Origin of the sequence: Marinomonas foliarum (genome assembly GCF_003337275.1) — a bacterium.
GTDB lineage: Bacteria > Pseudomonadota > Gammaproteobacteria > Pseudomonadales > Marinomonadaceae > Marinomonas > Marinomonas foliarum.
In genome coordinates, this window is the sequence record NZ_QPJQ01000010.1 from 1 (window position 1) to 18198 (window position 18198).

18 protein-coding genes are annotated in these 18198 nt (G+C 42.2%); 14 read left to right on the forward strand and 4 right to left on the reverse strand.

All coding sequences use genetic code 11. From position 1 onward, the window contains the following. Nucleotides 1-300 precede the first annotated feature (300 nt). Nucleotides 301-1239 (reverse strand): LysR substrate-binding domain-containing protein, encoded by a 939-nt coding sequence (locus tag DFP77_RS07085; RefSeq protein ID WP_114411587.1) that lies wholly within the window; start codon nucleotides 1237-1239, stop codon nucleotides 301-303. Nucleotides 1240-1346: 107 nt separating this feature from the next. Here DFP77_RS07085 and DFP77_RS07090 point away from each other — a divergent pair, with 107 nt between their 5' ends. Beyond that, entirely contained in the window at nucleotides 1347-2255 is a 909-nt protein-coding gene (locus DFP77_RS07090; RefSeq protein ID WP_114411588.1) for a DMT family transporter, read from the forward strand. Here DFP77_RS07090 and DFP77_RS07095 read toward each other — a convergent pair. Then, nucleotides 2241-2969: a TetR/AcrR family transcriptional regulator gene (locus DFP77_RS07095; protein ID WP_309477159.1), complete on the reverse strand. Its 729-nt coding sequence runs from the start codon at nucleotides 2967-2969 to the stop codon at nucleotides 2241-2243. The two genes, DFP77_RS07090 and DFP77_RS07095, sit on opposite strands and share 15 nt — an antisense overlap. Here DFP77_RS07095 and DFP77_RS07100 point away from each other — a divergent pair. The 3 genes from DFP77_RS07100 to DFP77_RS07110 all read left to right on the forward strand — a co-directional run bounded on the left by DFP77_RS07100 (nucleotide 2961) and on the right by DFP77_RS07110 (nucleotide 7448). Further along, on the forward strand, nucleotides 2961-4982 hold the full coding sequence (locus tag DFP77_RS07100) for an NADPH-dependent 2,4-dienoyl-CoA reductase (protein WP_114411686.1): 2022 nt from the start codon (nucleotides 2961-2963) through the stop codon (nucleotides 4980-4982). The two genes, DFP77_RS07095 and DFP77_RS07100, sit on opposite strands and share 9 nt — an antisense overlap. 166 nt (nucleotides 4983-5148) lie before the next feature. Further along, nucleotides 5149-6663 carry a phospholipase D-like domain-containing protein gene (locus tag DFP77_RS07105; protein WP_258861084.1) on the forward strand — a complete coding sequence of 505 codons (1515 nt, stop codon included), beginning with the start codon at nucleotides 5149-5151 and terminating at the stop codon, nucleotides 6661-6663. A gap of 11 nt (nucleotides 6664-6674) precedes the next feature. Continuing rightward, nucleotides 6675-7448 (forward strand): endonuclease/exonuclease/phosphatase family protein, encoded by a 774-nt coding sequence (locus DFP77_RS07110; RefSeq protein WP_114411589.1) that lies wholly within the window; start codon nucleotides 6675-6677, stop codon nucleotides 7446-7448. A 16-nt stretch (nucleotides 7449-7464) separates the two neighbouring features. Here DFP77_RS07110 and DFP77_RS07115 read toward each other — a convergent pair whose 3' ends face one another. Both DFP77_RS07115 and DFP77_RS07120 read right to left on the reverse strand, forming a co-directional pair. Then, nucleotides 7465-8829 carry a DUF2254 domain-containing protein gene (locus DFP77_RS07115; RefSeq protein ID WP_181858511.1) on the reverse strand — a complete coding sequence of 455 codons (1365 nt, stop codon included), beginning with the start codon at nucleotides 8827-8829 and terminating at the stop codon, nucleotides 7465-7467. 35 nt (nucleotides 8830-8864) lie between these two features. Continuing rightward, nucleotides 8865-9380 carry a hypothetical protein gene (locus DFP77_RS07120; protein WP_114411591.1) on the reverse strand — a complete coding sequence of 172 codons (516 nt, stop codon included), beginning with the start codon at nucleotides 9378-9380 and terminating at the stop codon, nucleotides 8865-8867. A gap of 315 nt (nucleotides 9381-9695) precedes the next feature. Here DFP77_RS07120 and iscR point away from each other — a divergent pair, with 315 nt between their 5' ends. The 10 genes from iscR to ndk all read left to right on the forward strand — a co-directional run bounded on the left by iscR (nucleotide 9696) and on the right by ndk (nucleotide 18161). After that, nucleotides 9696-10184: a Fe-S cluster assembly transcriptional regulator IscR gene (gene iscR, locus DFP77_RS07125; protein ID WP_114411592.1), complete on the forward strand. Its 489-nt coding sequence runs from the start codon at nucleotides 9696-9698 to the stop codon at nucleotides 10182-10184. Nucleotides 10185-10258: 74 nt separating this feature from the next. Then, nucleotides 10259-11695, forward strand: a complete 1437-nt coding sequence (sufB, locus tag DFP77_RS07130; protein ID WP_114411593.1) for a Fe-S cluster assembly protein SufB — start codon at nucleotides 10259-10261, stop codon at nucleotides 11693-11695. 13 nt (nucleotides 11696-11708) lie between these two features. Next, nucleotides 11709-12494, forward strand: coding sequence for a Fe-S cluster assembly ATPase SufC (sufC, locus tag DFP77_RS07135; RefSeq protein WP_114411594.1), 786 nt, complete (start codon nucleotides 11709-11711; stop codon nucleotides 12492-12494). A gap of 3 nt (nucleotides 12495-12497) precedes the next feature. Beyond that, nucleotides 12498-13757, forward strand: coding sequence for a Fe-S cluster assembly protein SufD (gene sufD, locus DFP77_RS07140; RefSeq protein WP_114411595.1), 1260 nt, complete (start codon nucleotides 12498-12500; stop codon nucleotides 13755-13757). 11 nt (nucleotides 13758-13768) lie between these two features. Beyond that, entirely contained in the window at nucleotides 13769-14986 is a 1218-nt protein-coding gene (locus DFP77_RS07145) for an aminotransferase class V-fold PLP-dependent enzyme (RefSeq protein ID WP_114411596.1), read from the forward strand. Nucleotides 14987-14995: 9 nt separating this feature from the next. Next, complete coding sequence (locus DFP77_RS07150) at nucleotides 14996-15346, forward strand: HesB/IscA family protein (RefSeq protein WP_114411597.1); 351 nt, start codon at nucleotides 14996-14998, stop codon at nucleotides 15344-15346. A 4-nt stretch (nucleotides 15347-15350) separates the two neighbouring features. Further along, nucleotides 15351-15881 carry a putative Fe-S cluster assembly protein SufT gene (gene sufT, locus DFP77_RS07155; protein WP_114411598.1) on the forward strand — a complete coding sequence of 177 codons (531 nt, stop codon included), beginning with the start codon at nucleotides 15351-15353 and terminating at the stop codon, nucleotides 15879-15881. A gap of 117 nt (nucleotides 15882-15998) precedes the next feature. Further along, nucleotides 15999-16424 (forward strand): SufE family protein, encoded by a 426-nt coding sequence (locus DFP77_RS07160; protein ID WP_114411599.1) that lies wholly within the window; start codon nucleotides 15999-16001, stop codon nucleotides 16422-16424. 20 nt (nucleotides 16425-16444) lie between these two features. Then, a complete protein-coding gene (locus DFP77_RS07165) occupies nucleotides 16445-17599 on the forward strand; it encodes an IscS subfamily cysteine desulfurase (RefSeq protein ID WP_114411600.1) in 1155 nt (384 codons plus the stop codon). 154 nt (nucleotides 17600-17753) lie between these two features. Beyond that, the gene (gene ndk, locus DFP77_RS07170; RefSeq protein WP_114411601.1) at nucleotides 17754-18161 is read left to right on the forward strand and encodes a nucleoside-diphosphate kinase; all 408 of its coding nucleotides are present in this window, start codon (nucleotides 17754-17756) and stop codon (nucleotides 18159-18161) included. Nucleotides 18162-18198 lie beyond the last annotated feature (37 nt).

An 18198-nucleotide genomic window follows, 5' to 3' on the forward strand; every position in this document is an offset into this window, starting at 1 on the left:
TGGTAGTGTGGGAGATCCCATGTGAGAGTAGGTCGTCGTCAAGCTTTATATTAAGAGAAACCCCATCCTGCTCAGCAGGGTGGGGTTTTTTCGTTTAAGAACATCAAAACACTCTCTCCCACTAGTGGGGCTTTTTATCAAAGATACGCATGTTATAGTAGGCTATTATCAAGCTTTATATTAAGAAGGCCCTGATAGCTATGCTGTCAGGGCTTTTTTTCGTCTAGGCTAAATGAGTTAGACAAAGTCGAAATTAAAAAGAAACTACGTTGTGTTATCTAAGTTTGTGCTACCTTGCATTTATAAGTTAATAAGGTTCTTAGCCTCTTTTTTTAACCAGCTCCTTAAAGACCTTATTGCTTCTTCATCTTTTCTGCTTTCTTTGTAAGCTATATAAAAATTGTCCCCCGTTTTAAATGCACTGCAGGGTAATTTGATTAGTGTAGTTTCATCGGCTCTTTCACTCATCATGTAGTCATTCACGAGTGCAATCCCTAGAGAGTGTTTTGCAGCCTCGTAAGCCAACATGAGATGGCTGAATCGATGAAATTGAATGTGCTCTGGAAGTGCGAGAGTTAAATTCGCAAACCAGCGTTTCCAGTCTTCTGTATGGCGATCGTAGATGCTATATGACGTAATAAGTGGGAATTGGGCCAAAGAGTTTGGAGTTACACTTAATTTATCCGCTAACTCTTGGTAGGTTATTGTGCTCAATTTACTTTTAATCGTCTCTAGATAGCTTTGGCTGCAAACGGGAAATAGCTCTTCTTGATAGAGAGATTCAAATAGAAAACCTCGTTTTTCTTTTTCAGTAGTGATAAAAAAATCAGCTGTTCGATCTGAAAGATCCGGCGTGCCATGGCTCATTTCAATGCTAAGCTCTAAATTTGGATGCAAGTGCTTCAGTTCTGGAAGTCTTGGTATAAGCCAATAAACAGCAAATGAACTATATACAGCCAGTCTGATGTTGGTTTTCTGTTGTCCTTTAATATGGTTCGTCGCTTCTTCAATCTGCAGCAATGAGTTGCTGATTGAGTCTAAATAATGTTTCCCTTCTTTTGTTAGCTCTAGGTTTCTTCCTTGTCTATGGAAGAGGCTTTCTCCTAAGTAATTTTCTAGAATCCTTATCTGATGAGAAACTGCGCTTTGGCTTACATTGAGCTCGCTGGCGGCCTGAGAAAAGCTGTTTAATCTAGCGACGGCTTCGAAGACAGGAAGAGATTTTAGAGGTGGAAGCATGGTTTATTATCCAAATAACTAATACTAGTCGAAAATATATCATTTTATCTAATGTGTTGTACTGATTAAGCTGGTGCGAATAATCTGTGCTCTTAAGGAGATAAATTTTGTCTGGTCGTACAGTAAGTAGTGCTATTTTAATTCTTGTCCTAGGAAGCTTTTTTGCAACTTTGTGTGATGTCTTTATTAAGATGGCAGACGTTGATGTGGCGATTTTTCAATTTACGTTTTTTCGTGCTTTTTTTATGTGCCTTTTTCTTTTTCCTATCGCAGTGCACAAGTATTTAAGCTCAGATAAATCAACCGCAACCTTGGGTTTAAAGCTGCACTTTATTCGAGGAAATATGTGGGTGTTGGCTGGGGTTTTGCTTACTATTTCGTTGGCGGAATTACCATTAGCGACAGCCAATGCAGTATTTTATACAGCGCCTATATTCATTATGCTGTTTGGTGCTTTTTTCTACAAAGAACGACTAAGTATAGATGTGCTACTTGCCGCTATTTTAGGCTTTATTGGAATTCTAGTGATTTTAAGGCCGACTGAAATTACCTTTTCAATGATAAGTGCGATCCTTTTCGCCATTGTTTTAGCAGTAAATAGTTTATTGATTAAGAAACTGCCCCAAGAGCAAAGCATGCTATATGGTTTGTTTGTGACGCAAATGTTTGCTTTGCCAATGGTGAGTATCTTGGCTTTTTGGGAGGGTGAAGTGTTTGATCTTGGGAATATAATGTTTGCTGCTTTGTCTTCGGTTTGTTCGATTTTATACAGCGTGTCCTGTCTGATTGGGTATCGGTATGTGGAATCGAGTAAAGTGACAAGTGCCGAGTACTCAGGGTTAATTTTCGCTTTTTTACTTGGTTGGTGGATCTTTGGTGAAACTCCAGATTTAGGAGTATTTATCGGTTCATTGTTCGTTATTTTGCCATTGCTATATTTAAGTCACCGAGACATTAGGCGATTACGTAAAGAGCAATTATTATCGAATACTCGGTCTAATTTAGGTGCTGGTTGAGCAGAGGTTTTTAATCATTTGCTCAACCATATCTGACAAATCTTCCTTGTCTAGGTAGATTCCATCTATAAACAGACGGGCTAGTCCGTGAAGGCTAGCCCAAGTTGTTTGTCCTATTCTGAGTGGCGTGTTGTTATTGGGAAGAATATTTTTCTCTTGTAACTCTTCCACCCAATCGATCCAAGCTTTAAAGGTTTGTTTTGATGCAGTTTTGAGTGAGTCGCTTGGGTTGCCTGCTTTCCACAATGTTCTGCCATACATAAGATCGTAGGTTTCGCTATATTGGAGTGCGTACTCTAAATATGCATGAACGTATTTTTTGAAGGTTTCAGTGGCTTGCTGTTTTTCGGATTTTAAAGAGTTAAGTATTCTTTCCTGCTCATGAAAACCTTGCTCTGCCAGTGCACAAAGTAGTGCGTTTTTATCTTTGAAATGATGATATGGCGCTGTTCTTGAAACACCAACGGTGTCTGCAAGTTTACGCATACTAAGACTCTCAACGCCTTGCTCTTTGATAATAATAGCGGCGGAATCAAGTAATGATTTAGTGAGATCACCGTGGTGATATTGTGTTTTTAATGTCGACATGGGCTGATTAAATACTTCTATCTTGACAATGTCAAAATGAAAACCTATCTTGACAGTGTCTAAATTGCTTGTGGGCAGCAGCAATCTAAAAAACAATAAACAAAGCGAGTCATGATTATGAGCCATTCAACTTATCCAAATTTATTTGAACCACTAGATCTAGGCTTTACTCAGTTAAAGAATCGAGTGCTGATGGGGTCTATGCATTTAGGCCTAGAGGAAATAAAAGGCGGAATTGAGCGAATGGCTGTTTTCTATGCAGAACGTGCTCGTGGTGGAGTTGGCCTGATTGTGACTGGCGGCATTGCGCCAAACTCTGAAGGCGCTGTTTATGCCGGTGCTGCAAAAATGGCGTCTGAAGAGGATGTTGAAAAGCATCGTATCATTACTGATGCCGTTCATGCCGAAGGTGGCAAGATATGCATGCAGATCTTACATACGGGTCGTTATGGATACAATCCTAAATTGGTTGCGCCGTCAGCGTTACAAGCGCCGATTAATCCTTTTAAGCCTGAGGCATTAACGCCAGAAGGTATTGAAAAGCAAATAGCTGATTTTATCAATGCTGCTGTTTTAGCTAAGAAAGCGGGCTATGACGGTGTTGAGGTGATGGGCTCAGAAGGTTATTTACTTAATCAATTTATTGCCGCTCGAACCAACCAGCGTGGGGATGAGTGGGGCGGAGAATACGAGCATCGAATTAAGTTACCGACAGACATCGTAAGACGAATCAGAGCCGCCGTAGGCAGAGATTTTATTATTATCTACCGGTTGTCTATGTTGGACCTTGTCGAAGGAGGTAGTGACCTTGAAGAAGTGGTGAAGCTTGGCCTTGCTATCGAAAAAGCAGGCGCAAGTATCATTAGTACAGGGATTGGTTGGCACGAAGCGAGAGTGCCGACGATTGCTACAAAAGTGCCACGAGCGGCATTTACTTGGGTAACGGCAGAACTCCGTAAATCCTTGACTGTTCCTTTGGTCACTTCTAACCGAATTAATACGCCTGACGTGGCAGAGCAAGTGCTGGCTCGTGGTGATGCGGATATTGTCTCTATGGCGAGACCTTTCCTTGCCGATCCTGAATTTGTGGTAAAAGCAGAGCAAAATCGTGCAAACGAAATTAATACCTGTATTGCTTGTAACCAAGCCTGTTTAGATCATGTATTTGATCAAAAAATGACGTCTTGCTTGGTTAACCCAAGAGCGTGTCATGAGACAGAAATTGTTATTACACCAGTTGACACTCCTAAGCGTATTGCTGTGGTAGGAGCTGGTCCTGCTGGTTTAGCTTTTGCAACAACGTCAGCAAAGCGCGGTCATATTGTTACTTTATACGATGCAAGTAATGAAGTTGGTGGGCAATTTAATATTGCCAAACGAATCCCTGGTAAAGGTGAGTTCTATGAAACTTTGCGGTATTTTGCTCGTCAGGTTGAACTAACAGGCGTTAATCTTCAGCTGAATACCCGAGTGGACGGTGAACTTCTAAAAAAAGAGAGTTTTGATGAAGTGGTACTGGCAACGGGAATCTTGCCTAGAACACCTGAAATTGAAGGGGTAGAGCATCAAAAAGTACTGAGTTATTTAGATGTAATGAATGGCAAACCGGTTGGTAAGCGCGTGGCTGTTATTGGTGCAGGTGGCATTGGTTTCGATATCAGTGAGTATTTAATTCATTCAACAGCTCATAAAGAGCAAAAAATTTCCGACTTTATGTCTCAATGGGGCGTTGATATGAGTTTTTCTGCTCGTGGTGGCGTGGAAGGTGTTAAGCCTGTGTTTGTAAAATCAGAGCGAGAGATCTTTTTATTGCAACGTAAGAAAAGCAAGGTAGGTGCTAATTTAGGTAAGACAACAGGTTGGATTCATCGTACCGAATTGTCAAAAAAAGGCGTCGTCTTTTTGTCAGACTGTGATTATCAGCGTATTGATGATGAAGGGCTACATTTAACGGTAAATGGCGAAGCTCGTTGTCTTGATGTCGATACGATTGTTGTATGCGCGGGACAAGAGCCAAATCGATTGTTAGAAGCTGAAATTGGCCACTCTGTACATTTTATCGGCGGGGCTGATGTGGCTTCTGAGTTGGACGCTAAGCGAGCTATTAAGCAAGGAACCCTGCTGGCTTGTTCTTTATAGTAATGTGAAAATATTCAGAGAGTGATGGTTAAGAATATGGATCTGTCACTCTCTTCATCAAATATTATTACTGATATCTTGAGCTTTTTGTTAGCCGCCCCTGTAAGCCTTGTGTAAATATCTTTATCTTGTTGATTAATACTGTAACGTATCGAGTATAAGTTGCGTGATAAAGCTTGTCATTAATGTAGATAATCACGCTTTCAGTAAATTAGCTGAGTTGGAGTTTATGCCAGTTTTTGGAGCGCTGATCGAATGGGTTAGCTTCTATTGGGTAACCATTATCGTTGTTTTGCATATCGGGTTGTCTGTTATGGCATCTCTACATGTATTGTTGTACAAAGAAAATGACCGGACTTCGCTTGCTTGGATCGGATTGGTTGTTTTCTCCCCTGTATTAGGCAGCTTGTTTTACTGGTTGTTTGGCATAAATCGTATTAAACGCTTGGCTCAAAGAGAGCATCCTCAAAAAATAAAGCAAGACTTTCGTTATGAAGAGGATTGTATTGATTTTCATGGACAGCCTAAGCATTGGCATTCGTCGATCATTGCTGGGTACACGATTCATCCAGTGAACTATGTTGATGCTAATAGTATAGAGTTGTTGGTTAATGGCGATAACGCTTACCCTGCAATGATTGAGTCTATTCGAGGCGCAAAACATCATATTGTGCTATCAAGTTATATATTTGATTACGATTCATTAGGACAGAAGTTTGTTACTGCACTGGCGCAAGCGAAAGACCGAGGTGTGGTTGTGTATGTATTGTTAGATGGAATAGGGGTGGGCTATAGCTGGCGAAAATCTGATAGAGCATTAAAGAAACGAGGTGTCAGAACAGCTCAGTTCTTGCCTGCTATTTCCTTGACTGGTATTCGCTTTATTAATCTAAGAAACCATAGAAAAATACTTTGCGTAGATGGCCAAGAAGCTTATATCGGCGGTATGAATATCAGTAAAGGGAACTTAGTTAAATCGGCTAAGCACCCAATTGATGATGTTCACTTTAAAGTGGCTGGTCCAGTAATAGATCAGATTAGTCAGGTCTTTATCGAGGATTGGTTTTTCGCAACGGGCGAGTTAATTAAATTCCCTTCTTATAATTCAGGTATCACTGAGCCAAAGAAGACATCTGTTGTATCTCGAGTGATTCAAGATGGGCCTGATGAACATCACAATAGAATACGCTGGACACTAATGAACGCCCTTGTTTGTGCGCAAAAGAGTGTTAGGATCATTACTCCATATTTTATTCCTGACCAAACGTTAATGACGTCTCTTCATGCTGCGGCTTTGCGTGGTGTTTCTGTTGAAATTATTGTGCCCGAGCGAAGCAATATTCTTTTTGTGGATTGGGTAATGGAAGCCAACTATCTAAGAATTATCGAACATGGTATAGAAATTTATAAAAACAAACGACCTTTTGATCACAGTAAAATCGTGCTTATAGATGATGTATGGTCGTTTATAGGTTCTACGAATTGGGATGCGAGGAGCTTGGAATTTAATTTCGAAATCAACCTCGAATGCTTTGATGGCGATCTTAACTCTCAGCTTACAGCATTGTATGAATCTAAAAAGCTTAATTCTGAGCAAGTTTTAGAAGCAGGTATGGCAAACCTGGCTATGTACAAGAAGATTCGTAATAACTTGTTTCGATTATTTTCGCCCTATTTGTAAGGCCATTTATTATGATGAAAAAACGTTTTAGCGCTGTTGAGTCATTAAAGGTCATGGGGAGTGCATCGAAACAGGTAATAGGACCAGATATTAACGTCCTGTTGTGGAACGTATTCAAATGCAAAAGAAAGGGCTGGCAAGGTGATTTCATTTCTCTTATTGAAGGTAAAGACTTAATTTTGCTTCAAGAGGCTATTTTGAACTCGCCCTTTGATAGTCTTTTTCATCATTCTTCACAACATCAATGGATTATGGCCAGTAGTTTTAAAAGCATAAAATCCAATGTTGAAACGGGTGTTAAAACAGGATCAAGAGCTGAAGCAAGCAGACACTTTTTTTCGGTCTCTGAACATAGTGAGCCTATTTCTAACACAAAAAAAATGGTGTTGGCGACCGAGTATCCGTTAGCGAGTGTGTCTGATTCTTTACTTGAGTCCTCTTTGCTGGTCATTAATACCCACATGATCAACTTTGTCTCTTTCGAGAAATTTAGGGCGCATTTGAATCAAGCTTTCCAAGCATTTGAGCATCATCATGGACCTATATTATTGGCTGGCGATTTTAATACCTGGAATGGTAAACGAATGGCGTATTTTGATGCGATGGCTAGGTCCAGTCTATTAAAAGAAGTACCGATTACGCGTCAGCCCAAGTTGGGGCACTTACTACGTCATCTTGATCATATCTATTGTCGCGGCCTGGATGTGGTTGATGTGAATGTACATACAGATGTTTACTCGTCCGACCACTATCCGATTAGTTTGTCGCTTCGCCTTACTGAGTAATGGTTTGCCTTGTGGCTTACGATTTTAGAGTTTTAGCCTTTTCTAATAGCTTAGTTAAGGTTTGCAGCCGACTAGAGACTTCTTTTTTATCCAAATCGACGAGTTGTTGTTGCTCTAGTCCGTGTTCGAGCATGAGCTTCTGGTGGTATACGAAAGACCAATGTGTTGAATGGTTCGCTTGTTCTGCAATACGGATAACCCCTTCCAATTGACGTAATTGCACTGCCAAGCATGATTGAGAGTATTGGCGGATTTGGTTGAAGGCAATATTGGCCAAGTTTTCGAAAGATGTCGTCTTGTAAGTCACTCTCTCTATGTCATTATCATCATAGGTAGCGCCTTCAGGGAAGCTTTTTTGAGTTAAATCACAAACCGCAGCGGTGAGTTTATCAATACAGGCTATGGCTGAATATGGGTCGTTGATACCAGGAGAAAGGGCTCTTAAAGCAATTTCAACCAATTGATGAACCGCAAATTCAGGGTCTTGTATTGGTGTTCGTTTTGGCCCTAGAGTAAAGCACTCGTGCAATGTTTGTTTGTCTTCTTCCGAAAACCTTTCAATGTTACTTGTCATCACAACCATTCGGTTTACGATAAAGTCTCCTGGGTTCACCAAAATATCTAGATGTCCATCTAGCTTACTTATTACATTTGTTATGTCTGCGTAGTTGATAGCCTGAATATAGCCACAAGATTTGCTCTGGAATTGAAATTGCTTATGTTTTTTGTCAGCTTGTTTTGTCGTCTGAACTTGTTTTTTATCCGTTGAAGAGTCTGCTTCTTCCTCTTTTTGTTGTTTAAAAATTTGTTCGATACTAGATTGTAGCTCGCTGTAAACATTGTCGATGACGCTGTCAGATTGCAAATTGAGGGAAACATGGTGGATGAAATAAATGAGCAGAAGAATACCAAACAGTGTCATTGCTATCGCACCAGCAATAGTGAGCCCTGGTAGGAAAGCGCCATCAGCAAAGTCATCAGTCATACGAACCAATACTAGACAATAAACAAATAGAGAGATAAACACGCCAAGCACGATTTGAGTGCTTGAGTCTTCCATAAAGTTACGAATTAACCTTGGTCCAAATTGCGATGAGGCGTTAGTAAGCGCTACGATGGTAATAGAAAATGTGATACTGACTACAGTCATTACACTGCTCGCGACGGTAGTAAGAAGATCTCGGGTGATATCCGCGTTGGCGTGGTATAAAGAATTCAGCCAAGGTAATGAATCTAGGCCTGCGTACAAGTCAATGAGCAGCAAAGATATACAGCCCAAAATGGTCAGGGATAAAATAAGACAGGGGGTAAACCAAAAGCTGGTTTTAATCGCATCGTACGCTTTTAAAATGCTCGTATTTTTGATTGTTGATAATGGCAATTGATTCATCCCTGTTTATTAAGTGGCTTTGTTGGCTACTGACTTTTCTCATTTGGTTCGCCAGTTTTAAGTATCTTGAGCAGGTCTTCTCTTTCAATGCTGCCTTTTAGGGCTAGGTCTAGCTGGTATTGATATTCGTTATTCCAATCTGTGGTCCTTGGGCTCAACGCGGAAAGGTCTTTCATAGCAGACTTCATGACTTTTAGGTAGGCCTGAATGTTGCGTTCTTGGTCGATCAAAATGTTTTTCAAGGCTGTCGAACTGCTGTGTCTCAGGTAGAGTTTTAGTACTTCGCTTTGTTCTTCTATGGTTTTTATTTTGGAGCTTTGCTGGGCAAGTGTTCGTTCCATGGTGGCGATTAGATTACCCTGCTCAGTTATTGTGTCTGCAGCTTTTGCGTTTTCTGGTGATGGTTTAAGCAGAATGTAAGCCACACCTGACGACGCTAAAACACTAAAAATAAAGCATAAGAAAAAAGCAGTAATTAGCATGACTGGCTTTTTCTTGGGAGCCTCTACTACGGTGCTATCGACCTGAGTTTTAGGTGGCATCTTATTCTCCTCTGTTTGCTTTAGTGCTGTTCTTCAAGGTTTGAAATACTACTTTGAGTCATCTAATCATCATTATGCTTATTGGCTTTCGCCGCAATCTTCTATTTGTATTTCTTCGTAACAGTGTCTGATTATAACCAGCATATCCTTGATATCCCTATTCGGCAGTTTAGTTTTTCCTTTAGTGCACGTAAAATACGCGCTTATTATTTTATAAGAGTAATAACCTACCAAAATAGTCAGGTAAATACTTGATCAAAACAGTAGGTTTTGTGTACTATTTGTTCTCACAGAATAATCTAAATTGGATGGCTTATGCGTCTGACAACAAAAGGTCGTTATGCGGTAACCGCCATGCTTGATTTGGCATTACACTCAGATAAAGGGCCTGTGTCCTTGTCTGATATTTCAAGCCGACAAGGGATATCGTTATCTTATCTTGAGCAATTGTTCTCCAAGCTCCGTAAGCGGTCACTAGTAAATAGTGTCAGGGGGCCTGGTGGAGGATATCGTTTGAGTCGTTCAAATAATGATATTTTTGTTGCGCAAATAGTGGATGCGGTAAATGAATCGGTTGACGCAACAGGTTGTAAGGGGCGAAGTGATTGCCAGAGTGGCAACACTTGTCTGACACATCATTTATGGTGTGATTTAAGCGATCAAATACATGATTTTTTAAATCAAATTAGCCTAGATCAATTGGTGCGCCGAAATGATGTCCGCCAAGTCGCAGAGCGGCAAGAACTTGAAAGCCGACAGCGTAGTTTTGAAAATGACAAAATTAGCGCGGCGATTGTTGATTAAATAGAGAATAAATTAGTAGAGCTTGATGCACTGATTGACAGTGCGTTGGTGGCTATAATTGAGTGAGTTTTTATATGACTGAGCAGATAGATAAGGCGCTGGCACGGGAATACGAAGCGGGCTTTGTGTCTGATGTAGAATCAGAAACATTCGAGCCAGGTTTGAATGAAGATGTTATTCGTCGTATTTCAGGAATGAAAGGCGAGCCTGAATGGATGCTCGAATGGCGTCTAGGCGCATTTCGTGAATGGCTAGAAATGGAAGAGCCAGAGTGGGCGTTAGTTGATTATCCAAAAATTGATTTCCAGTCCATTTCTTACTATTCGGCACCAAAGAGTATGAAGGATAAGCCTAAATCTTTGGATGAAGTTGACCCTGAATTACTGCGTACTTATGAGAAACTTGGTATTCCTCTAATTGAGCAGCAAATGTTAGCTGGTATCGCAGTTGACGCGGTATTTGATTCTGTTTCTGTTGTGACTACATTCCGTGAAAAACTAGAAGAAGCGGGCGTTATCTTTTGCCCAATTTCTGAAGCGGTTCATAAGTATCCAGACCTTGTTAAAAAATACATCGGCAGTGTTGTTCCTAAGAAAGACAACTACTATGCAGCCTTGAACTGCGCTGTCTTTACCGATGGTTCTTTTGTTTATATTCCTAAAGGCACCCGCTGCCCAATGGAGTTGTCTACTTATTTCCGTATCAATGAGCAAAATACTGGTCAGTTCGAGCGTACTTTGATTGTTGCTGATGAAGGCAGTCACGTCAGTTATCTGGAAGGCTGCACTGCACCACAACGTGATGAAAATCAGTTGCATGCAGCGGTTGTTGAATTGGTTGCGTTGGATAATGCCGAGATTAAATACTCAACTGTGCAGAACTGGTATCCAGGCGATGAAAACGGCAAAGGTGGCATTTATAACTTTGTAACTAAGCGCGGTATTTGTCATACCAACGCTAAAATTTCTTGGACGCAAGTAGAGACCGGTTCTTCTGTTACTTGGAAGTATCCAAGCTGTATTTTGAAAGGTGATAACAGTGTTGGTGAGTTTTACTCGGTTGCTTTGACGCGTGGTCGTCAGCAAGCAGACACGGGGACCAAAATGATTCATCTTGGTAAAAACACCAAGTCTACCATTATCTCCAAAGGTATTTCGGCAGGCCGAAGTAACAATAGTTACCGTGGGCTTGTTCGTATGAACCCAGGCGCTGAGGGCGCACGTAACTTCACTCAGTGTGATTCTTTGCTGATCGGAGATCAGTGTGGTGCGCATACTTTCCCTTATGTGGAAAGCCGTAATCCGTCCGCTATTGTGGAGCACGAAGCAACGACGTCTAAAGTCAGCGACGAGCAGATGTTCTTATGTCGTCAGCGTGGTCTTGATCCTGAAAAAGCCGTATCCATGATTGTGAATGGCTTCTGTAAGGAAGTATTTAAAGAATTACCAATGGAATTTGCTGTTGAAGCTGGCAAGTTACTAGAAATAAGCCTTGAAGGCTCAGTAGGTTAAGGAATTATTAAAGATGTCGAACACGAACAGTTTGTTGACGATAAAAGATTTGCACGCCAGCGTTGAAGAAAAACAAATCATCAAAGGGTTAGATCTAGATATCAAACCGGGTGAAGTACACGCGATCATGGGCCCAAATGGTGCTGGTAAAAGTACCCTAGGCTATGTTTTATCTGGCCGTGATGGTTACAGTGTCGAAAGCGGTAGTGTGACGCTTGGTGGTGAAGATTTGCTAGAAATGGAAACAGAAGACCGCGCTCGCGCGGGTTTATTCTTGGCATTCCAATACCCAGTCGAAATTCCTGGTGTAAGCAATTTAGAGTTTTTAAAAGCATCAGTTGATGCGCAACGAGAAGCGCGTGGTGAAGACGCTATTACGTCTGCTGACTTCTTAAAAGAAGCAAAAGCGGCTTGTAAACAAGTTAACTTACCTGTGGCTTTCTTAAAGCGTGGCGTTAACGAAGGATTCTCTGGTGGTGAGAAAAAGCGTAATGAGCTAATGCAAATGTTATTGCTTAAGCCAAAGCTTTGCATCCTAGATGAAACCGATTCAGGTTTGGATATCGATGCCTTGCAAGTAGTTGCTGAAGGTGTAAACAGCCAGCGTTCTGCTGATCGTAGTTTTATTGTTGTAACGCATTACCAGCGTCTTTTGGATTACATTAAGCCTGACTTCGTGCATGTATTGTCTGACGGTAAAATCGTTAAAAGCGGCGATGCTTCCCTTGCTCTTGAGTTAGAAGCTCAAGGCTACGCTTGGCTGCAGAAAGAGCCGACTGAAGACGAACTTGAGGGGTAAGGCATGAGTGAATGGTTAGAAAGCGCCATTACTCGAGCGCAAGGTATTCATGATTGGTTGGCGCCAAAACGTGCTCATGCGCTGGATCTTTTAGCAAAAACTAAATGGCCAACGCGTAAAACGGAAGCGTGGCGTTATACGCCGCTTCGCCCAGTAGAGCGTACACCGGCTAAAATGATTAGTGACAAGGTTGATTTATCGCCTGTCGCTATTGCGGATTTATCTGCTATTGAATTGGTGTTTGTAAACGGTCAGTTTGATCCTGCTCAATTAGCCAATACCTTGCCTGAAGGTCTGTCTATTGCCTTAGGTGGTGATTTGGAGTCAGCACAACAAGCCGATGCACTAAATACGTTTTCGACGATTAAGCCAGAACGTCATATCTTTGGTTTAGTTAACGATGCACTAGCACAAGATGTTGTCGTTGTGTCTGTTGCGGAAGGTGTTGAAATTATTCAACCTATCCGAATTAGTTCTTTGTTGAGCCCAGGCGCGGAATCTCATACACGCGTTCAGGTTTCTTTGGCAGCGGGTTCGCGATTAACCGTCATTGAAGATGTTCAAGCGCAAGGCGATAGCTTTAATACGGCGTTTGTTGAATACAATGTAGGCACTAATGCGCGTCTAGAGCATTACCGTTTTGCCCTGCAAACAGGAAGTAATGTTGCTATTGGCGGTAGTCACTTTAATTTGCATGACCATGCGAAAATGAACAGTACAATCGTTGGTTTCGGTAGTGAGTTGTCTCGTTTGGATACAGACATTATTCATGCGGGTGAGTTTGCTGATGCTAAGTTAAATGCCATGTATTTGCTGGATGGTAAAGAGTTGTTTGATCTTCATGCAACGGTTGAGCACGCTATGCCAAATGGTAAAACAGAAGAAAACGTTCGTTGTATCGTCGCGGATCGTTCTCGTGCTGTATTTAATGGCCGTATTCATATACACCGTGATGCGCAGAAAACCTTGGCAGAGTTGAATAATCGCAATTTGCTGTTATCTGATAAGGCCGAGATTAACACCAAGCCCGAGTTAGAGATTTACGCAGATGATGTGAAATGTGCCCATGGTGCTACGGTTGCTCAGATTGATAAGCAGGCTTTGTATTACTTACAGACTCGCGGTGTAAGCCGTTCAAAAGCGCAAGTAATGCTTAACTTTGGCTTTATTAATGAGTTGATTGATTTGATGCCAAACGCCGCGTTAGCAGAGTGGATTCGTCCTATTATCCGTGAGCGCTTTGCGCAAATGGAAGTAAAGTAAGCGAGAATCGAATGAGTTTTGATGTAGCGGCTATCCGCGAGCAATTTCCGATTTTAAAGCGTGTCATTGATGGTAATCCACTTGTTTATCTCGATAATGCCGCGACAACGCAAAAGCCACAGTGTGTGATTGATGCTTTGGTTGATTATTACTCGACTTGCAATTCCAATGTGCATCGTGGTGCCCATCGTCTTGCGGACGAGGCAACTCGTCGTTTTGAAGATGCACGAGATATTGTTAAAAACTTTATCAATGCGCCGAAACGCGAAGAAGTGATTTGGACAACAGGCACCACCGAGGCGATTAATATAGTCGCCAATGGTTTGGGGTCTTTGTTGTCACCGGGTGATGAAGTTATCGCGACTGGAATGGACCATCATGCCAATCTCGTTACTTGGCAGCAAGCCTGTAAAGCGTCAGGTGCTACTTTAAGAACGATTCCCGTGACAGATGCTGGTGAATTAGATCAAGCGGCTTATGATGCCATGCTGAACGAGCATACTAAATTTGTGGCTTTTCCGCATGTTTCCAATGCGTTGGGGACCGTAAATCCCATTAAAGAAATGACGGCTAAAGCGAAAAAAGTCGGAGCTTGGGTACTGGTAGATGGTGCTCAAGGTGCTGCTCATGGCTATGCTGATGTGCAAGATATTGGTTGTGATTTTTATGCCTTTTCAGGTCATAAAATCTATGGGCCAATGGGAGTTGGTGTCTTATGGGGTAAAGAGTCTGTTTTATCGACTTGGCCTGTCTGGCGCACTGGTGGCGAGATGATTTCCACCGTGACTTTGCAAGATGCGACTTGGAATGTATTGCCTTATCGTTTTGAAGCAGGTACGCCCAATGTGGGTGATGCGATTGCTATGGGTGAGGCAATTCGTTGGTTTAGCGCTTTGGATCAGGATGCGGTAGCAGCCCATGAGAAGGCGCTATTAGATCGAGCAACTGAGCTGGCTGAAGAGTTCGAAGGTTTAACCATTATTGGTACAGCCAAAGAAAAAATTGGCGTATTGAGTTTTGTTCTGGACCAAGGTCATCCTGCGGATATTGGTTTTTTGCTGGATCGTCAGGGGATTGCTGTTCGTACTGGTGATCATTGTGCGCAGCCTTTGATGGCACGTTTTAATGTTCCTGGTACCGCGCGAGCATCGTTCGCGATTTATAATACATTAGAAGAAGTTGACGCTTTGTTTGTGGCACTGAAAAAAGTGCGAACAATGCTGGCTTAGGAGGTTTCAATGACAGTAACAACGTTTGATCCTGTCTCTAGCGTGTCTTTAACCGCTTCTGCACAGAAATATTTTGCCTCAAAATTGACAAAACAACCCGGCAAACTTATTCGGTTAAGTACCAAAGAAAGTGGTTGTACAGGGTTTTCTTATGTGCTGGATATTGTTGATAGCGCTTTGGAAGAAGACACTGTATTAGAGTTTGGCAGTGTCACGCTTGCGGTTGATGCGCAATCAACCACAATGCTGAAAGGCACCGAGATTGACTTGGTACGCGAAGGCGTTAACGAAGTTGTGAAGTTTAAAAACCCTAACGTTGTAGCGGAATGTGGCTGTGGCGAAAGCTTTAGTGTGAGTTAACTTCATGCAAAAAATGGTAGTTACAAACCGTGCTTGCCCTGCGCGACGAGTGCCAAGCGGTGAGCCAGTTAGTATTCCTGAAGGTCAGTTTATAACGATTAATCAGAGTTTGGGGGGGAATTACACTGTCACTTGGCAAGGTAATATGCTTCGTATAGATGGAACCGACGCTGAAGCAATTGGTCAGCAGCCTGAAGTTCTAGATTTTGAAGATCTCGGTACTGGCGAAGTAAGTGAAGAACAGGTTTGGCAAGCTCTAGATACAATCTATGACCCAGAGATTCCGATTAGTTTAGTGTCTTTAGGCTTGGTTTATAAAGTAACAGTAGATCAAGACAGCAAGTCTGTTTTTATCGATATGACACTGACGGCACCGGGTTGCGGAATGGGACCAGTGTTGGTTGGTGACGTTAAGTATCGAGTGGCGAAAGTGCCTAATGTCGAAACGGTGAAAGTGGAGTTGGTATTTGATCCGCCATGGTCACGAGAAATGATGAGTGAAGAGGCACAGCTAGAAGCGGGTCTTTTCTTCTAATGTCTTTCTGGGATGGCTTCGGTCATTCATTAAAATCGAATACAATATTAAACGGCCTTGGCACTTTGCTAATGCCGTTTTTGTTTTAATAGGCTTGATGTAAAAAAGAGGGTAGTCATGGCTTTGCCTAGTACAGAAGACATCGTAGATGATCTGTCGTTTTTTGACGACTGGGAAGATAAGTACAAGTACATCATTGATTTGGGTAAATCCTTACCTGCATTTGATGATGCATGGCGCACTTCAGAGCGTTTGGTAAAGGGCTGTCAGAGCAGTGTTTGGATTCAGCCGGATAGTGAGCAAGATGCGACAAAAGGTGAGGTTCTGACATTTGCCGTAGACAGTGATGCCATTATAGTGCGTGGTTTACTGGGATTGGTTTTGGCTGCATTGGATCATAAAACACCACAAGAAATTTTAGATTTTGATATAACGGCTTATTTTGAAGAGCTGGATCTTGAGAGGCATTTGAGTCCAACTCGTGGCAATGGTTTGCGCTCTATTGTAGGGCGCATAAAAGGCATTGCACAGGCAGCAGCTTAATTGATATTGGAGAGCGTTAAATGAACACCCCTGTTTACCTAGATAATTCTGCTACCACGCCAGTCGACCCAAGAGTGGCTGAAAAAATGATGGCGTGTTTAACGCAGGACGGTAATTTTGGTAATCCTGCTTCTCGCTCGCATCTATTTGGTTGGCGTGCTGAAGAAGCGGTAGAGGAAGCTAGGTTGCAAGTTGCGAGTTTGATTAAGGCCGATTCTCGTGAAATTGTTTGGACGTCGGGCGCGACGGAAGCCAATAACTTGGCTCTTAAGGGTGTTGCTCATGCTTATCGTCAGAAAGGCCGACATATTATTACGTCGATGATTGAGCATAAGGCGGTTTTGGATCCTTGTAAGCAGCTTGAAAAAGATGGCTTTGAAGTAACGTATTTACAGCCAGATATTCATGGTGTGATTTCACCGGGGCAAGTTGAAGAAGTGCTTCGCGAAGATACTGTTTTGGTTTCTCTTATGCATGGTAATAATGAGCTTGGCGTGCTGACCGATATTGCGGCGATTGGAGAAATAACGCGATCTCATGGCGTGTTTTTTCATGTTGATGCTGCGCAAACTACAGGCAAAATTGAGATTGACGTTAATGCTATGAAAGTAGATTTGATGTCGCTTACGGCTCATAAGACTTATGGACCAAAAGGGATTGGTGCTTTATATGTAAGACGTTCGCCAAAAGTGATGCTAGAGGCGCAAATTCACGGTGGTGGCCATGAACGCGGTATGCGCTCTGGTACCTTGGCGACTCATCAAATCGTCGGTATGGGGGAAGCGTTTCGTTTGGCTGGTGAATATATGGAACAGGATTGTACTCGCATCAAAGCCTTGCGTGAGCGTTTATGGGCTTCTTTGACTGAGCTATCTGGAGTGCATCTCAATGGTGATTCAGATAACCGCGTTGCCGGCGTGTTGAATGTTGGTTTCTCTGATGTTGATGGCGAAGTTTTGTTGATGTCTTTGAGTGATATTGCTGTTTCATCTGGTTCGGCTTGTACTTCAGCAAGCTTGGAGCCTTCTTATGTTTTACGAGCGATTGGTTTAGCTGATGATCTAGCGCACAGTTCCTTGCGTCTTTCTGTGGGACGTTTTACCACGGAAGAAGAGGTGGATTTTGCTGCTGATACGATCAAAAACGCAGTGACTCGCCTTCGCTCTATGGCTTAGTCGTAATAATTGGTACTTTTATTCTGGTTTGAATAAATAATGTCCGTTTGATCGTACAATTTTAATGAATTGATGCGTATAATACGCGCGCTGAACTTTTATGTCCTGGGTCATGCAAAGGCATCGCCCTCAAAATTTAATTTGGAGTTATACCATGGCGTTAGAACGTACTCTATCAATCATCAAGCCAGATGCTGTTGCTAAAAACGTAATCGGCGAAATCTACACTCGTTTCGAGCGTGCTGGTTTTAAAATTGTTGAAGCTAAAATGATTCAACTAGACGACGAGTTGGCTGGCGGCTTCTACGCTGAGCACAAAGAGCGTCCTTTCTACAAAGATTTGGTTGCTTTCATGACTTCTGGTCCTGTTGTTGTTTCTGTTCTCGAAGGTGAAGGCGCTGTTCTTCGTCACCGTGAGCTTATGGGGGCAACTAACCCTAAAGAGGCAACTGCTGGTACTTTGCGTGCAGATTACGCAACGTCTATCGATGCAAATGCTGTTCACGGTTCTGATTCTGTTGAATCTGCAGCACGTGAAATTGCTTACTTCTTCGGTAAGTAATTGACAGCTAGGACCTTTATGTCCGATCTGTTTTGAA

Bases quoted from the DNA above. Each gene is read 5' to 3' on its own strand.
- DFP77_RS07085 (WP_114411587.1), bottom strand. From the start codon at position 1,239: ATGCTTCCACCTCTAAAATCTCTTCCTGTCTTCGAAGCCGTCGCTAGA.
- DFP77_RS07100 (WP_114411686.1), top strand. From the start codon at position 2,961: ATGAGCCATTCAACTTATCCAAATTTATTTGAACCACTAGATCTAGGC.
- DFP77_RS07095 (WP_309477159.1), bottom strand. From the start codon at position 2,969: ATGGCTCATAATCATGACTCGCTTTGTTTATTGTTTTTTAGATTGCTG.
- DFP77_RS07110 (WP_114411589.1), top strand. From the start codon at position 6,675: ATGATGAAAAAACGTTTTAGCGCTGTTGAGTCATTAAAGGTCATGGGG.
- DFP77_RS07120 (WP_114411591.1), bottom strand. From the start codon at position 9,380: ATGCCACCTAAAACTCAGGTCGATAGCACCGTAGTAGAGGCTCCCAAG.
- iscR (WP_114411592.1), top strand. From the start codon at position 9,696: ATGCGTCTGACAACAAAAGGTCGTTATGCGGTAACCGCCATGCTTGAT.
- sufB (WP_114411593.1), top strand. From the start codon at position 10,259: ATGACTGAGCAGATAGATAAGGCGCTGGCACGGGAATACGAAGCGGGC.
- sufC (WP_114411594.1), top strand. From the start codon at position 11,709: ATGTCGAACACGAACAGTTTGTTGACGATAAAAGATTTGCACGCCAGC.
- sufD (WP_114411595.1), top strand. From the start codon at position 12,498: ATGAGTGAATGGTTAGAAAGCGCCATTACTCGAGCGCAAGGTATTCAT.
- DFP77_RS07145 (WP_114411596.1), top strand. From the start codon at position 13,769: ATGAGTTTTGATGTAGCGGCTATCCGCGAGCAATTTCCGATTTTAAAG.
- DFP77_RS07150 (WP_114411597.1), top strand. From the start codon at position 14,996: ATGACAGTAACAACGTTTGATCCTGTCTCTAGCGTGTCTTTAACCGCT.
- sufT (WP_114411598.1), top strand. From the start codon at position 15,351: ATGCAAAAAATGGTAGTTACAAACCGTGCTTGCCCTGCGCGACGAGTG.
- DFP77_RS07160 (WP_114411599.1), top strand. From the start codon at position 15,999: ATGGCTTTGCCTAGTACAGAAGACATCGTAGATGATCTGTCGTTTTTT.
- DFP77_RS07165 (WP_114411600.1), top strand. From the start codon at position 16,445: ATGAACACCCCTGTTTACCTAGATAATTCTGCTACCACGCCAGTCGAC.
- ndk (WP_114411601.1), top strand. From the start codon at position 17,754: ATGGCGTTAGAACGTACTCTATCAATCATCAAGCCAGATGCTGTTGCT.